At 69.6% G+C, this 14,930-nt stretch carries 15 protein-coding genes and 1 pseudogene; 7 read left to right on the top strand and 9 right to left on the bottom strand.

Features of this window, described 5'->3' with window-relative positions:
• The 4 genes and pseudogenes from G3I65_RS20770 to G3I65_RS20755 form a co-directional block, all read left to right on the top strand.
• Positions 1-397 (top strand): annotated as a pseudogene (locus G3I65_RS20770) (hypothetical protein); the annotation flags it as partial.
• A gap of 79 nt (positions 398-476) precedes the next feature.
• Complete coding sequence (trxB, locus tag G3I65_RS20765) at positions 477-1,469, top strand: thioredoxin-disulfide reductase (protein WP_160697576.1); 993 nt, start codon at positions 477-479, stop codon at positions 1,467-1,469.
• 35 nt (positions 1,470-1,504) lie between these two features.
• Positions 1,505-1,828 (top strand): thioredoxin, encoded by a 324-nt coding sequence (gene trxA, locus G3I65_RS20760; RefSeq protein WP_003082899.1) that lies wholly within the window; start codon positions 1,505-1,507, stop codon positions 1,826-1,828.
• A 272-nt stretch (positions 1,829-2,100) separates the two neighbouring features.
• Positions 2,101-3,249, top strand: a complete 1,149-nt coding sequence (locus tag G3I65_RS20755) for an N-acetylmuramoyl-L-alanine amidase (protein ID WP_086857097.1) — start codon at positions 2,101-2,103, stop codon at positions 3,247-3,249.
• Positions 3,250-3,457: 208 nt separating this feature from the next.
• Here G3I65_RS20755 and G3I65_RS20750 read toward each other — a convergent pair whose 3' ends face one another.
• Positions 3,458-4,102, bottom strand: a complete 645-nt coding sequence (locus tag G3I65_RS20750) for a GNAT family N-acetyltransferase (protein WP_086857098.1) — start codon at positions 4,100-4,102, stop codon at positions 3,458-3,460.
• A gap of 188 nt (positions 4,103-4,290) precedes the next feature.
• Between G3I65_RS20750 and G3I65_RS20745 the strand changes: the two genes are divergently transcribed.
• Both G3I65_RS20745 and G3I65_RS20740 read left to right on the top strand, forming a co-directional pair.
• On the top strand, positions 4,291-5,610 hold the full coding sequence (locus G3I65_RS20745; protein ID WP_160697575.1) for a PLP-dependent aminotransferase family protein: 1,320 nt from the start codon (positions 4,291-4,293) through the stop codon (positions 5,608-5,610).
• 83 nt (positions 5,611-5,693) lie between these two features.
• Positions 5,694-6,638 carry a D-alanine--D-alanine ligase gene (locus tag G3I65_RS20740; protein WP_160697574.1) on the top strand — a complete coding sequence of 315 codons (945 nt, stop codon included), beginning with the start codon at positions 5,694-5,696 and terminating at the stop codon, positions 6,636-6,638.
• 123 nt (positions 6,639-6,761) lie between these two features.
• Here the strand turns inward: G3I65_RS20740 and G3I65_RS20735 are convergent, their stop codons facing one another.
• The 8 genes from G3I65_RS20735 to rpmH all read right to left on the bottom strand — a co-directional run bounded on the left by G3I65_RS20735 (position 6,762) and on the right by rpmH (position 12,634).
• A complete protein-coding gene (locus tag G3I65_RS20735) occupies positions 6,762-7,760 on the bottom strand; it encodes a ParB/RepB/Spo0J family partition protein (protein ID WP_160697573.1) in 999 nt (332 codons plus the stop codon).
• A complete protein-coding gene (locus G3I65_RS20730) occupies positions 7,757-8,683 on the bottom strand; it encodes a ParA family protein (protein ID WP_160697572.1) in 927 nt (308 codons plus the stop codon). The genes G3I65_RS20735 and G3I65_RS20730 overlap by 4 nt, the downstream gene beginning before the upstream one ends.
• A 77-nt stretch (positions 8,684-8,760) precedes the next feature.
• Positions 8,761-9,444, bottom strand: coding sequence for a 16S rRNA (guanine(527)-N(7))-methyltransferase RsmG (gene rsmG, locus G3I65_RS20725; RefSeq protein ID WP_160697571.1), 684 nt, complete (start codon positions 9,442-9,444; stop codon positions 8,761-8,763).
• Positions 9,445-9,996: 552 nt separating this feature from the next.
• On the bottom strand, positions 9,997-10,554 hold the full coding sequence (locus tag G3I65_RS20720; protein ID WP_163046725.1) for a R3H domain-containing nucleic acid-binding protein: 558 nt from the start codon (positions 10,552-10,554) through the stop codon (positions 9,997-9,999).
• A 30-nt stretch (positions 10,555-10,584) separates the two neighbouring features.
• Positions 10,585-11,700: a membrane protein insertase YidC gene (gene yidC / locus G3I65_RS20715; protein WP_160697569.1), complete on the bottom strand. Its 1,116-nt coding sequence runs from the start codon at positions 11,698-11,700 to the stop codon at positions 10,585-10,587.
• A gap of 5 nt (positions 11,701-11,705) precedes the next feature.
• Positions 11,706-12,029: a membrane protein insertion efficiency factor YidD gene (yidD, locus tag G3I65_RS20710; RefSeq protein ID WP_125309349.1), complete on the bottom strand. Its 324-nt coding sequence runs from the start codon at positions 12,027-12,029 to the stop codon at positions 11,706-11,708.
• Between the two features lie 5 nt (positions 12,030-12,034).
• Positions 12,035-12,469 carry a ribonuclease P protein component gene (gene rnpA, locus G3I65_RS20705; protein ID WP_160697568.1) on the bottom strand — a complete coding sequence of 145 codons (435 nt, stop codon included), beginning with the start codon at positions 12,467-12,469 and terminating at the stop codon, positions 12,035-12,037.
• A 21-nt stretch (positions 12,470-12,490) separates the two neighbouring features.
• Entirely contained in the window at positions 12,491-12,634 is a 144-nt protein-coding gene (gene rpmH / locus G3I65_RS20700) for a 50S ribosomal protein L34 (RefSeq protein WP_003082934.1), read from the bottom strand.
• A 576-nt stretch (positions 12,635-13,210) separates the two neighbouring features.
• Between rpmH and dnaA the strand changes: the two genes are divergently transcribed.
• A complete protein-coding gene (gene dnaA, locus G3I65_RS20695; RefSeq protein ID WP_160697567.1) occupies positions 13,211-14,821 on the top strand; it encodes a chromosomal replication initiator protein DnaA in 1,611 nt (536 codons plus the stop codon).
• Positions 14,822-14,930: the final 109 nt, after the last annotated feature.

Below are 14,930 nucleotides of genomic sequence, written 5' to 3'. Positions count from 1 at the left end.
GACCGCGGCTGCGGCGGCGGTCGTCGCCGTGACGGTCGCCATCCCGGGCACGTCGCAGCAGACCGGGACGCCGAACGTCGCCGCGCCGGCGCCTTCGGGCCCGTCGGTGGGCAACGACGGCGCCGGGGCGCAGGCCCTGGTCGGCAAGGCGATCGGCGTCCGTGACTTCGGCCCGTTGCAGACCGAAGACAAGCTGGACGCGTGCATCGCGGCGGCCGGCCTCGACCCGAAGGTGCGCCCGGAGGGCATCCGTCCGGTGAACGTCGGCGGCAAGGCCGGGGTGATGATCATCCTGACCACCGGCAAGCTCGCCCAGTTCCGCCTGGTGGCTTTCGGCGCCGACTGCGGGCCCGGTAACCCGGCTGTGTTGTTCGACAAGGTCGTTGGGGAGAAGTAGCGGCTGTCACGGCTGGGAACATGGCCACCTACCATCGTGTTGAGCCTGGTACACGGGTCACTACGAGCGGAGGTCACGGGTGGCTGCCGAGGAAATCAGGAACCTGATCATCGTGGGGTCGGGTCCTGCCGGATACACCGCTGCCGTCTACGCGGCGCGGGCCCAGCTGGAACCGCTGGTGTTCGAGGGCACGCAGTTCGGCGGCGCGCTGATGACGACGACCGAGGTCGAGAACTTCCCGGGGTTCCGCGACGGCATCATGGGTCCCGACCTGATGGAGGAGATGCGCAAGCAGGCGGAGCGCTTCGGCGCGGAGCTGCGCGCGGAGGACGTCGAGTCGCTGGAGCTGACCGGGGACGTCAAGTACGTCCACGCGAACGGCAAGCGCTACGCCGCCCGCGCGGTCATCCTCGCCATGGGCGCGGCGGCGCGGTACCTGAACGTGCCGGGTGAGCAGGAGCTGCTCGGCCGCGGCGTCTCGGCCTGCGCGACCTGTGACGGCTTCTTCTTCCGCGACCACGACATCGTGGTCGCCGGCGGTGGCGACTCGGCGATGGAGGAGGCGACCTTCCTGACGAAGTTCGCGAAGTCCGTCACCGTCGTCCACCGGCGCGACGAGTTCCGCGCGTCCAAGATCATGCTCGAGCGCGCCCGCGCGAACGAGAAGATCAAGTGGCAGCTGAACTCGCAGATCACCGAGGTGCTCGGCGACGGCAAGGTCGAGGGCCTGCGGCTGAAGGACACCAAGGACGGCAGCGAGTCGACGCTGGACGTTTCGGGCTTCTTCGTCGCGATCGGCCACGACCCCCGCAGCCAGCTGGTGAAGGGCCAGGTCGACCTGGACGAGGACGGCTACGTCATCACCCAGGGCCGCACCTCCTACACCAACGTCGACGGCGTCTTCGCGGCCGGCGACCTCGTGGACCGCACGTACCGGCAGGCGATCACCGCTTCGGGCTCCGGCTGCAGCGCGGCGATCGACGCGGAACGATGGCTCGCGGAGCACGGCGAATCGGACGCGCACGAAGCGGCCGAGCTCGTCGGCGGCGGCTACGGCGCGGGCACCAACTGACTTTCCGGCGTTCACTCACCCCTGAAGGAGAAACCATGGCCAACACCGTGAAGGTGACCGACGCGACGTTCGTCGACGAGGTCCTGACCAGCGAAAAGCCGGTTCTCGTCGACTTCTGGGCCACCTGGTGCGGGCCGTGCAAGATGGTCGCCCCGGTGCTCGAGGAGATCGCGGCGGAGAACGGCGAGAAGCTGACCATCGCCAAGATCGACATCGACGAGAACCCGAACACGCCGCGTGACTACCAGGTGATGTCGATCCCGACGCTGATCCTGTTCCAGGGCGGCAAGCCGGTGAAGCAGATCGTCGGCGCCAAGCCGAAGGCCGCGCTGCTGTCGGACCTCGCCGACGTCCTCTGAGCCCAGGCACCCCCGGCGGACCCGGGGCCTGCGGGAATGCTCCCGCGGGTCCCGGGTCTTCGCCGTTCGGGGTAATCACCCCGGTGTGGGTGGATCCAGCGTGACGAGAGCCACTAACGGTTCACTACGAACGGGTTCTTGACGCACCTACCGGGCCTGCGCTGTCACCGAGAGTTCGCAAGGCACAATAGAAGACCTGGGCTTGTCCCAGCGAAGGTTTTCTGCCACGCACCGAGCCCCCGAATCGGTGCCTTAGGAAGAGCGAGGAGTGCATGCGGGTACTCCGCCGCGGTGACGCCGGTCCGGACGTCGCCGAGATCAGGTCCATCCTGGCCGGGATGGACCTGCTCCCGCCGGTCACCGGTACCGGCGACTACGGCACGTTCGACGTCGCCGTCGAGCACGCCGTCCGTGCCTTCCAGCAGCGCCGTGGGCTCATCACCGACGGCGTCGTGGGTCCGGCGACGTTCCAGGCGCTCAAGGGCGCCAGCTACCACCTGGGCAGCCGTCCGCTGTCCTACATGATCGCGTCGCCCGTCCACGGCGACGACGTCTTCACCCTCCAGGAGCGGCTGACCGAGCTGGGCTTCGACGCCGGCCGCCCCGACGGCTACTTCGGCCCGGCGACCGAGCGCGCGCTCAAGACGTTCCAGCGCGACATGCGCCTGACGCCGGACGGCATGTGCGGCCCGGCGACCATCCGCGAGCTGCACCGCCTGTCCTCGCCGCGCGCCCGCGGCGGCCGCCCCGTCTTCCTGCGCGAGCAGGAGCAGGTGCGCCAGGCCGGCCCCCGGCTGCGCGGCAAGCGCATCGTGATCGACCCCGGCCACGGCGGCGACGACCTCGGCGTGGTCGCCGGCAGCCTGCGTGAGGCCGACATCGCGTGGGACCTCGCGCGCCGCCTCGAAGGCCGGATGAAGGCCACCGGCATGGAGGCGCTGATCTCCCGCGGCCCGAACCACAGCCCCACCGAGCTGGAGCGCGCCCGCTTCGCGAACGACGCCGGCGCCGACCTGTTCCTGTCCCTGCACAGCGACGGCAACCCCTCGCCGCGCGCCCAGGGCATCGCGAGCTTCCACTTCGGCACCGGCAACGGCACGACGTCGACGGTGGGCGAGCTGCTGGCCGGCTTCATCCAGCGCGAGGTCGCGGCCCGCACGGGCATGCTGGACTGCCGCACGCACTACAAGACGTGGGAGATCTTCACCCGCACCCGCTGCCCGGCGGTCCGCGTGGAGATCGGCTACCTGACGAACCCGGACGACAGCCGCAAGCTGGCCGACCCGGCGTTCCGCGACATCGTCGCCGAGGGCATCCTCATCGCCGTCAAGCGGTTGTACCTGCTCGGCGAGGGCGACCAGCCGACGGGAACGTTCACGTTCGCCGACGTCCTGGCGCACGAGCTCGCGAAGGCCGAGTAGGCCCGACCACAACCCCTAGCGGCTCACCTTCACCTGCTCCACCACACCTGGGGACGCGCGCTCGCCGTCCCCAGGTTGGCGGGCACTTCTCCACAGGTTGTCCACCGCTCCTATCAGCGCTCTGTGGATAACTCGGCACTTCTTCCACAGTTGTGCACAGCACAGTTTCGAGCGTGACGAAACGCAGGCGCAAACGTTTGCGGAGGGGTCAGGCGCGGCCGAGACTCGGCTCGGCGGTGGTGATCGTCACCTGGCCGAGGAGGCGCTCCAGCGCGGCCTCGACGTCTTCCTTCCAGGTGATCGCCGAGCGCAGCTCCAGGCGCAGGCGCGGCCACTTCTGGTGCGGGCGGACCGTCTTGAAGCCGACGCTCTGCAGGAACGCGGCCGGCAGCACGCAGCTGTGGCCGCCGTCCGGGTCGGTCTCGTCGGGGCGCGCGTCGCCGAACGCCTCGATCGCGCGGACGCCGCGCTTGGTGAGGTCCTTGGCGACCGCCTGGACCAGCATCCGGCCGAGCCCGCCGCCACGGAACTCGGGGAGGACCTGGAAGGCCGTGAGGAGCACCGCGTCCGCGCTCGGCGGGGACGTCGGGAAGGCCAGCGCGCGCGGGACGGCGTTCGGCGGGGCGTACAGCACGAACCCGACCGGCAGCGTGTCGCTGTAGACGATGCGGCCGCAGGAACCCCACTCGAGCAGCACGCTCGAGACCCAGGCTTCCTTTTCGACCTCGGTGGCGCCGAACTCCTCCGCCTGGTTCTTCAGGTGCGGAGCGAGCTCCCAGTACACACACCGGCGACAGCTCTTCGGCAAGTGCTCGAGGTTGTCCAGTGTGACGCCCACGACGCGACGCGACACCCGCGACCTCCCTGACCTGCGCTCCCGACCGGCTGCCCGGTCGTCAAGCCGCGCGGGACCACAGCACGAACACGGGAGCCATGGTCGAGGATAGGCCGATGTGACGAGCGCCGAAAGGTCAGGGGTCCCGGATGGGTGCACGGTTACACTCGACGGGATCTGTTAACCGAGCCCCGGGTGAATCGTCGATGACCGAGAACCGCCCCAGCAAGCCGCACAGCGGCCGCCAGAACCTCGACCCGCACCTCGAGCGGTACGCCGCCCGCACCGCGGGGATGACCGCCTCGGAGATCCGAGCGCTCTTCGCGGTCGCCAGCCGGCCCGAGGTGGTATCGCTGGCCGGCGGCATGCCGAACCTGGCGGCGCTCCCGCTCGACACGCTGTCGGCACAGGTGGCCGAGATCATCGCCGAAGACGGACTGGTGGCGCTGCAGTACGGCTCCGCGCACGGCGTCCCCGCGCTGCGCGAGCAGATCTGCGAAATCATGGCGCTCGAAGGCATCAAGGCGCACCCGGACGACGTCGTCGTGACCGTCGGCTCCCAGATGGGCCTGGACATGGTCACGCGGCTGTTCTGCGACCCCGGTGACGTCGTGATCGCCGAAGGCCCGTCCTACGTCGGCGCGCTGGGCTCGTTCGCCGCTTACCAGGCGCAGGTCGTGCACGTGGCGATGGACGACAACGGCCTGGTGCCGGAGCTGCTGCGCGAAGCGCTCGCCCAGACGGAGAAGGCCGGCCGCCGCGTCAAGTTCCTGTACACGATCCCGAACTTCCACAACCCCGCCGGCGTCACGCTGGCCGTCGAGCGCCGCGCGGAGATCCTCGAGATCTGCCGCGAGCACGGCGTTCTGGTCGTCGAAGACAACCCGTACGGGTTGCTCGGCTTCGACGGCCAGACGTACCCGGCGCTGCGCTCGACCGATCCCGAGAACGTGGTGTACCTCGGGTCGTTCTCCAAGACGTTCGCCTCCGGCCTGCGCGTCGGCTGGGTGCTCGCGCCGCACGCCGTGCGCGAGAAGCTGGTGCTGGCCGCGGAGTCGGCGACGCTGTGCCCGCCGACGTTCAACCAGATGATCGTGTCGCGCTACCTGGCCACGCACGACTGGAAGGGCCAGATCAAGAAGTTCCGGGAGAACTACCGCGACCGGCGTGACGCGATGCTGTCCGCGCTGGAGCAGTACCTGCCCCCGGGCTGCTCGTGGACGAAGCCGGACGGCGGGTTCTACGTCTGGGTGACGGTGCCGGAGGGCGTCGACACCAAGGCGATGCTGCCGCGCGCGGTGACCGCCCGGGTGGCGTACGCGTCCGGCACCGGTTTCTACGCCGACGGTTTCGGCAGCCGCCAGATGCGGCTGTCGTACTGCTACCCGACACCGGAGCGCATCCGCGAGGGCGTGCGGCGGCTGGCGGCCGTGCTGGAGTCCGAAATGGACCTGGCCCGCACCTTCGGTAACGTGAGCGCGCGCCAGATCCAGGGGCCGCAGACGCCGTCCCCGGACACGGTCTAGATCTGCTTTTCGGGGGTCCGGGTGGCGGAGCCCCCGGCCGGGGCGAAGCCCCGAATGTCACAGAAGGCTAAGGAGTTTCCACGGTGGTCGACCGTACCGTTGCCGTGCTCGCCGGCGGGCTTTCGCACGAACGCGACGTCTCGCTGAGGTCCGGGCGACGGCTTTCCGCGGCGCTCAAGTCCGAAGGCCTCGGCATCGAGGAGTGGGACACCGACGCGGGCCTGCTGGAGCGCCTGCGCACCCAGCGGCCGGACGCGGTGGTCGTCGCGCTGCACGGCGGTGAGGGTGAGAACGGCTCGGTGCAGACGGTGCTGGAGATGCTGGAGGTGCCGTTCGTCGGCACCGGCTCCCAGGGCTGCCGCCGCGCGTGGGACAAGCCGACCGCGAAGGCGCTCGTCGAGAACGCCGGGTTCGCCACGCCGGGCTGGGTCGTGCTGCCGCACAGCACGTTCCGCGAGCTGGGTGCCCAGGCGGTGCTCGACGCGATGGTGGAGCGCCTCGGCCTGCCGCTGATCCTCAAGCCCGACCAGGGCGGCTCGGCGCTCGGCACCCAGGTGGTGCGCGAAGCGGCGGAACTCCCGGCGGCGATGGTCGGCTGCTTCGCCTACGGCGACACGGTGCTCGCCGAGCGCTTCGTGGACGGCGTCGAGGTGGCCGTGACGGTCATCGAGGGCGAGGACGGTCCCGAGGCCCTGCCGGCGGTCGAGATCGTCCCCGAGAGCGGCGTGTACGACTACACGGCCCGCTACACGGCCGGCCTGACCGACTTCTTCACCCCGGCCCGCCTCGACGACACCGCGGCCAAGGCGGTGGCCGAGCTGGCCGTCGCCGCGCACCGCGTGCTCGGCCTGCGGGACATCTCCCGCACCGACGCGGTCGTCGCCGCGGACGGCACGGTGCACTTCCTGGAAGTGAACCCGTCGCCGGGTCTCACCGAGACGTCGACGGTGCCGATGGCGATCGAAGCCGCGGGCAAGTCGCTCGGCACGGTGTTCGGCGAACTGATCGGTCGGGCGATTTCCCGCTGACCCGACTCACGCGAAAGGCCGCCTCGGAACCTCCGTGGCGGCCTCTTTCGTGTGATCACCAGCTGTGGTCGCCGCGACTGCTTTGCGCAATCATCACCGTGACGAAACACCCCGGGGTGATCCCTAATCGGTTTTCGGTGTCTGATTCGTCCCATTCGGATCGATCATCGCGACGATCCGTTCGAGGTCGTCGACCGAGCCGAACTCGAGGGTGATCCGGCCCTTGCGACGGCCGAGGTCGACCTTCACGCGGGTGTCGAAGCGGTCCGAGAGGCGGTTGGCGAGCTCCTGCAGTCCCGGCGCCTGGATCGGCTTGCGCGCGGCGGGCTTCGGCTTGGCCGGCTTCTCGCTCTTCTTGAGCGTGACGGCCTCCTCGGTCGCCCGGACCGACATGCCTTCCGCGATGATCCGCGCGGCGAGCTCTTCCTGGCTGTCCGCGTCCTCCAGCGACAGCAGCGCACGCGCGTGCCCGGCGGACAGGACGCCCGCGGCGACCCGGCGCTGAACCGGGAGGGGGAGCTTGAGGAGCCGGATCGTGTTGGTGATGACCGGTCGGCTGCGGCCGATCCGGCTCGCCAGCTCCTCGTGCGTGACAGCGAACTCGTCGAGCAGCTGCTGGTACGCCGCCGCCTCTTCGAGCGGGTTCAGCTGGACGCGGTGGATGTTCTCCAGGAGCGCGTCGCGCAGCATCGACTCGTCGGCGGTCTGCCGGACGATCGCCGGGATCGCTTCGAGCTCCGCCTGCTGCGACGCCCGGAGCCGCCGCTCGCCCATGACGAGCTCGTACTCGTCGTTCCCGAGTTCGCGGACCACGATGGGCTGCATGAGCCCGAACTCGCGGATCGAATGCTCGAGTTCGGCGAGCGCGTCCTCGTCGAAAACCTGCCGCGGCTGCTTCGGGTTGGGCTTGACCGAGCCGACCGGGATCTCGCGGTAGACGGCGCCGGCGACCTCGCCGCTGTGCTGCTTCGCCTGCCCGTTGGCCGCGAACCAGCCCTTGTCTTCGGTCGCCTTCTTGTCCGCTGCCGCGTCGCCGGCCGCGGGCAGGGGACCGCCGGTGGCGGGTCCGGTCGGGATCAGGGCGGCGAGGCCGCGCCCCAGCCCTCCTCGGCGCTCGGTCATGTCGAACTACCCCTCTCCAACTTCGCGCCGCGCTCGGCGATCTCCTTGGCCGCGTCGACGTAGCTCATCGCACCGCGCGAACCGGGATCGTAAGCGAGGACGGTCTGGCCGTACCCGGGCGCCTCCGACACCTTCACGCTGCGGGGGATGACGGTCTTCAGCACGGTGTCGCCGAAGTGGTTGCGGACCTCGTTCGTCACCTGATCGGCCAGCTTGGTCCGGCCGTCGTACATGGTGAGGAGGATCGTCGAGACGTGGAGCTCGCGGTTGAGGTGCTGCTGCACGAGCTCGATGTTGCTCAGCAGCTGCCCGAGACCTTCGAGCGCGTAGTACTCGCACTGGATCGGGATGAGCACCTCCTGCGCGGCGACCATCGCGTTGACGGTGAGGAGGCCGAGCGACGGCGGGCAGTCGATGAAGACGTAGTCGACGCCGATCTCGTTGAGGATCTCCGAGGAGATCGCTTCCTTGAGCCGGGACTCGCGGGACGCCATCGAGACGAGCTCGATCTCGGCGCCGGCGAGGTCGATCGTCGCGGGAACACAGAAGAGGTTCGGCGACTGCTCGGTCGGCTGGGCGGCGTCCGCGAGCGTCACCTCACCGATCAGCACCTCGTAGATGGACGGCGTCCCGGACCGGTGGTCGACGTCGAGCGCGGTGCTCGCGTTGCCCTGCGGGTCGAGGTCGACGACGAGCGTCTTGAGCCCGTGGACGGCGAGCGCGGCGGCGAGGTTGACCGTGCTGGTGGTCTTGCCGACGCCACCCTTCTGGTTGGCGACGGTCAGCACGCGACGGCGCCCGGGGCGGGGGAGTTCCCCCTCCTTCGGGTGCAGCAGACGCGCGGCGCGGGCGGCTTCTTCGGCGATCGGGGTCCAGCCCACGTCGGGGGTGGTCTCCGTGGAGTCGGACGGCGGGGGATTCACCGGTCTCGACACCTCCTCCATGTAGACGTCTGGTCGGTGGTCGAGTCGCGTCGTTTCACGTGGAACATGGCGACCCGTTAACGCTTCCTGCTCCGCGCCTTCGGCTTGGTTGCCGTCGGCAGGCGACGGATCTTCACAACCGTGCTGGGGACCTCTAGTACTGCGGCACCGCATTCGACGATCAGCGGATCGGCCCCGCCGGCCTTGCGGATGGCGGCGCCGTCCCGGTCGATCTCTTCCGCCGCGCTGGCGCCCTTGAGGGCCACCAGAAAGCCGTCGGACCGAACGAGCGGCAGACACCAGTCCGCGAGCCGGGCGAGCGGGGCGACCGCGCGAGCGGTGACGATGTCGGCGCCACCGAGCTGCTCACGCACAGGCCGCTCCTCCGCGCGTCCACGGACGATGGTGATCGGGAGTTCCAGCTTCTCGGCCACCTCGGCCAGCCAGTCCACCCGGCGAGCCATCGGTTCAAGCAAGACGATATCGAGGTCCGGTCGCGCGATCGCGAGCGGTACTCCCGGAAGCCCCGCCCCCGAGCCGACGTCGACAACGCGAGCCCCTTCGGGCATCTGCTCGCCGATGACGGCCGAGTTGAGGACGTGCCGCTCCCACAGCCGCTCGACCTCCCGCGGCCCGATCAACCCACGCTCGACGCCGTGACGCTCCAGGAGTTCGACGTACCCAGCCGCTTGGTCGACGTGCTCTCCGAACACCCGCTCCGCCGCGGCCCGTACCGCCACCGCGGCCTGCTCCAAGCTCACTCCGTCTACTCCTCGTCCGCGCGTTTCACGTGAAACGCGCTCGTTCGATTGTCCCTGATGTCGGAGCGAAAACGAGCCGACAGACCGCAGATGTGGACAACTCCACTCACCCGGCGGCCCCCCTGTGGGTGGTTCCACGTGAAACACGGCGGGCGAGTCGTCGGCTGCGAGCCAGTTCCACGTGAAACATCACCGCTGTAATTCGCTCGCCCGCGGCCGGGCGGAAGACTCCGGCGGGCCCGGTGGCGACACCGGCTCGGTCAACACCATCGCGTGCGCGTGCTCGCCGAACGGCCGGAACGACTGCACCAGAATCGGTACGCGTCCAACCGCGCAGAGCGCATCAACGCGAGCACGCCGTAGTCGATCGCGTGGACTCAGCCGAGCCACGAGCGGTCCGCCGCTGTCGTCGTGGGTACCGGCCAGGCCAACGCCCGGGCCACTCGCGCGGGAACAGCAGTCCGGCGCCCGCGCCGCGCCGACCGTCCACACGTACAAAAGAAGCGGCCCCACCTGACCGGGTCAAGTGGGGCCGCTTCGCAAGACCGGGTCTCAGGACTCCGGGAAGATCACCACGCGGCGCTTCGGGTCTTCGCCCTCGCTCTCGCTGGTGACGCCGGCGACCGTCGCGACCGCGTCGTGGACCACCTTGCGCTCGAACGGGCTCATCGGCTGGAGCCGCACCCGCTCGCCGCTCTGGAGGACCGACTCCGCCGTCGAGCGGCCGAGCTCGCGGAGCTCCTCGCGGCGGTCCGCGCGCCAGCCCGCGATGTCCAGCATCAGCCGGCTGCGCGAGCCGGTCTCCTGCTGGACCGCCAGGCGGGTCAGCTCCTGCAGCGCCTCGAGCACCGTGCCGCGGGGGCCGACGAGCTTTTCGAGGTCTTCGCCGCCGTCGATGCTGACGATCGCGCGGCCCGCTTCGACGTCCAGGTCGATGTCGCCGTCGTAGTCGAGCAGGTCGAGCAGGCGCTCGAGGTAGTCGCCGGCGATGTCGCCCTCCTGGACGAGGACGTCATCACCGCCGCCCGCCTTCTGCTCGCCCGCTTCGTCAGCGGCGGCCGGGGTCACGTCGTCCTTATCGGCGTCGATCGTCTCGATCGTCTCCGACATCATTCGTCTCCTCTCCGAACCGGTCGCGCCTCAGCGGCGCTTCCGGCCCGACTTCCTGGTCGAGTCTTTGAGAAGGCCCGGCACGCCGGTGCCGTTGTCCTTCGAGCCGTTCTGGCCGTTGGTCTCGGTGGGCGTCGTGTCCGCCTTCGCGGAATCGCTCGCAGAAGACGTCTGGGCGAAGCCGTGGGCCGAACCCGCCTTGGTGATCTTCTTCGAGGTGCCGCCCTGAGCGGGCTGGTTCTTCTTCTGCTGGACCGGCTTCTGACCGACCTTCGGCGCGGTCGGCTTCTGGCCCGGCTTCGGGCCGAGCGACGCGCGCTTCTCCGCGGCCTCCGCCTTGCGGGCCGCCTCTTCCTTGTCGATCTTCGTGTAGACGAGCCGCTGCTGCATCAGGGTCCAGCCGTTGTTCGCCAGCCAGTAGAAGAGGAGGCCGAGCGGGAACAGCGCACCGAAGACGAGCACACCGAGCGGGAAGATGTACATCGTCAGCTTGTTCATGATCGCGGTCTGCGGGGTGGCCGACGCGGCGTTCTGGCGGGCCACCGAGTGGCGCGCGGTGAGGTGCGTGGCGATCGACGCGACGATCATCAGGGGCAGCGCGACCGGGAGCACGCTCCAGTGGAAGCCGACGTTCGTGGCGCCACCGCTGACGACGCCGACACCGTTGTAGACGGCCTCACCGAGGTTGACGCCGAAGAGCTTCGCGTTGACGTAGGACTCGACGTCGTGCTGACTGAAGAAGTAGTTCTCGGTCTTCGGCCCGCCACCGGGCGGCGGCATCGTGAACGCGCGCAGGACGTGGTTCAGGCCGATGAAGACCGGGATCTGGAGCAGCATCGGCAGGCAGCTGCCGAGCGGGTTGACGCCGTGCTCGCGCTGGAGCTTCTGCATCTCCTGCGCCTGGCGCTGCCGGTCGTTCGCGTACTTCTTCTGGAGCTTCTTCATCTCCGGCGCGAAGTCCTGCATCTTCTTCATCGACCGGACCTGGTTCACGAACGGCTTGAACATGATGCCGCGGACCGTGAACGTCAGGAAGATGATGCCGAGGATCCAGGCGACCGCCGTCGACTCCCCGAAGACGAACCCGAAGACCTTGTGCCAACACCAGAGGATGAAGGACACGGGGTAGTAGATGAAATCGAGCACTGCTGCTACTCCTCGATCGGTGTTTCAGGTCGTCGGTGGCGCCACGAGAACTCCTCGGGCACGGGGTCGCGGCCGGGTGGCGTCCAGGGGCCGCAGCGCAGCAGCCGGCGCAGCGCGAGGTAGGAGCCGCGGCCGGCACCGTGCCGGGTCAGGGCTTCGACTGCGTACGCGCTGCAGCTCGGGTAGAACCGGCAAGCCGGCGGGAGGAAGGGCGAGATCGCCTTGCGGTAGAGCTTGATGGGGAGCAGCAGGACCCAGGCGACGGGACCGGGGCGCGGGGGCGCGGGTTCGACGTCGTGGTCGTGGTCGTGCTCGGGGGTGGCTCGCATGCCGGTCACACCGCTGATCCGTGGTCGGGGGTCGCGTCCGCGGGACGCGTCGGGCGGGGGACATCCCCGGCCGGACGGCGCGACGACAGAAGCCCCAGCCGACGCAACGCGGCGTCGAGGTCGGACCCAAGCTCGGCGCTGGACGCGGTCGACGACGGCGGCAATGCCCGTACGACCAACGAAGTGCCGGGCGGCAGTGTTCCGAGCTTGGCGGAAACGAGATGACGCAACCGGCGGGAGACGCGGTGGCGCACCACCGAGTTGCCGACGGCCTTGCTCACCACAAAACCCGCCCTGGCCGCCGACGGTACGTCGACGGCCCCGGACGGGTCCGTGGTCAGTGCGTGGACGACGAGGCGACGCCTGCCTGCCCGGGACCCGCGACGGAGAACCACGCGGAAATCCTCGCTCCGCCGCAGACGTGCGGCAGCCGGCAGCACGGCGCGCCCCGACGTGCCGGATCAGGCGGACAGCGCGGCGCGGCCCTTGCGACGACGGCCAGCCAGGATGGCCCGGCCGGCACGCGTCCGCATGCGCAGGCGGAAGCCGTGCGTCTTGGCGCGACGGCGGTTGTTCGGCTGGAAGGTGCGCTTACCCTTGCTCACTGCTTCTCCTGTGTGTCGCGTCGGGCGGGAAGAATCTCTTCCCCCCACCTGGCGTGTCGTGCGGGCGCACGGCAGTCTCTGGTGTCTCCTACCAACGTGTGGCCTCGTCACGACGAGCGACGACAACGTGGGCACGCGAATAGCACCCGTCGCATACGGGAGACCTTACGAGGGTACGCACCCCCGTCGGGCGGCCGGTAAGCACCCCCTCGGCCACGGTACGCGACCGGCTCGCGGGGCCGAGATCGTCGACGCCGCGGCACCGAATGGCAACACGCCGTACACCGTGAAATGCTGGCCGCCGAGGATGCCTTGTGGCAGCGGGCGGGGCTTGTTAGCGTGCCCCTCTCGGGTCACCGGTCGAGGTGCACGAGTATCCGGGTGGTGGAGTGCCCACCGGCGTACGACGAGCCCGCAGGTGGCGTCGCCGCGGGTCGCCGTACATTAGTGCACAGCTGTGGACAACTATGTGGATATTCGCTGTGCCGGTGCACACGCGGGTCCGCTGCGGAGCACGGGCCGCGTGACCAGGGGCGTTCGGCCGTCCACGCCGACGAGGGGAGGGGAGCCAGTCAGGTGTCGGAGCACCAGCACAATCTGGGTGTCATCTGGGAACAGGTGGTACGCGAACTGTCGGACGGGACCCTGTCCCCGCAGCAGCGCGCGTGGATGCGCGTCACCCGCCCGATCGGCCTGCTCGACGGCACCGCTCTGCTGGCGGCCCCCAGCGACTTCGCGAAGGAAGCGATCGAACGCGGCCTGCGCGGCGCGATCACGGACGCGCTTTCCCGGCGGCTCGGCCGCGCCATCTCGCTCGCGGTGAAGGTCGACAGCGCCGAAGCGGTCACCCCGGCCCCCGCGCCCCGCTATGCGCCGTCACCCGGCCGGGTGGAAAACGGGGCGAGCCCGGAGCCCGTCCCCTCGCTGCCGGCCAACGGCGCGCCGATGATGCCCCCGCCGCGTCCCGAACCGGTTCCGCCGCTGCCGCCGCACCAGTCCGCCGCGGCGAAGCCGGACGACGGGGACGACACCGACGAAGAGGTGGACGAAGAGGGCGACGCGCTCGCCGCCGTCCACGAGATCTGGCCGACGTTCTCCGGGCAGCCGATCGCCGGCCAGCCCTACACCGCGCCGGCGCAGCCGCAGACGTCGAAGACGAAGCTGAACGAGAAGTACACCTTCGACACCTTCGTCATCGGCGCGTCCAACCGCTTCGCGCACGCGGCCGCGGTCGCCGTCGCCGAAGCGCCCGCCCGCGCGTACAACCCGCTCTTCATCTGGGGTGAGTCCGGGCTCGGCAAGACGCACCTGCTGCACGCGGTCGGCCACTACGCGCAACGGCTCTTCCCCGGCATGCGCGTCCGGTACGTCTCGACCGAAGAGTTCACGAACGACTTCATCAACTCGCTGCGCGACGACCGCAAGGTCGCCTTCCAGCGGCGCTACCGCGACATCGACATCCTGCTCGTCGACGACATCCAGTTCCTGGAAGGCAAAGAAGGTACGCAGGAAGAGTTCTTCCACACCTTCAACACCCTCCACAACGCGAACAAGCAGATCGTCGTCAGCTCCGACCGCCCGCCGAAGCGCCTCGAGACGCTGGAAGACCGGCTGCGGACGCGGTTCGAGTGGGGCCTGATCACCGACATCCAGCCGCCCGAGTTGGAGACGCGCATCGCGATCCTCCGGAAGAAGGCGGCGCAGGACCGGCTGGCGGTGCCCGGCGAGGTCCTGGAGTTCATCGCTTCGCGCGTCGAGGCGAACATCCGGGAGCTCGAAGGCGCGCTCATCCGCGTCACGGCGTTCGCGTCGCTGAACCAGCAGCCGGTCGACGTCGGGCTCGCGGAGATCGTGCTGCGGGACCTGATCCCGGACTCGCACGCGCCGGAGATCACCGCGCCGACCATCATGGGCGTCACGGCCGAGTTCTTCGACGTGACGCTCGACGACCTGTGCGGCCCCGGCAAGACGAAGGCGCTCGCCACGGCCCGCCAGATCGCGATGTACCTCTGCCGCGAGCTGACCGACATGTCGCTGCCGAAGATCGGGCAGACGTTCGGCGGCCGCGACCACACGACCGTCATGCACGCGGACAAGAAGATCCGCAAGGAGATGGCCGAGCGCCGGCGCATCTACGACCAGGTGCAGGAGCTGACGTCGCGCATCAAGCAGCGCGCCCGCCAGTAGCCGCACTTCTCCCTTACCGCACAACGACTTCGGGGCGTCCGCACACAGTGGACGCCCCGAAGTCGTCTTCGGCGTGCCCTCGCGAAATTCGTGAAACTTCTTTGTACAC

It is taken from the genome of Amycolatopsis sp. SID8362, from assembly GCF_010550475.1.
GTDB lineage: Bacteria > Actinomycetota > Actinomycetes > Mycobacteriales > Pseudonocardiaceae > Amycolatopsis > Amycolatopsis eburnea.
Note: the sequence above shows the minus strand (reverse complement) of the source record. Positions and strands in the feature narration are given on the sequence as shown.

Excerpts from the sequence above, each read along its gene's own strand:
- yidD (WP_125309349.1), bottom strand. The coding sequence starts at position 12,029 with ATGCGAGCCACCCCCGAGCACGACCACGACCACGACGTCGAACCCGCG.
- G3I65_RS20735 (WP_160697573.1), bottom strand. The coding sequence starts at position 7,760 with ATGACCGAGCGCCGAGGAGGGCTGGGGCGCGGCCTCGCCGCCCTGATC.
- trxA (WP_003082899.1), top strand. The coding sequence starts at position 1,505 with ATGGCCAACACCGTGAAGGTGACCGACGCGACGTTCGTCGACGAGGTC.
- G3I65_RS20755 (WP_086857097.1), top strand. The coding sequence starts at position 2,101 with ATGCGGGTACTCCGCCGCGGTGACGCCGGTCCGGACGTCGCCGAGATC.
- G3I65_RS20720 (WP_163046725.1), bottom strand. The coding sequence starts at position 10,554 with ATGTCGGAGACGATCGAGACGATCGACGCCGATAAGGACGACGTGACC.
- G3I65_RS20745 (WP_160697575.1), top strand. The coding sequence starts at position 4,291 with ATGACCGAGAACCGCCCCAGCAAGCCGCACAGCGGCCGCCAGAACCTC.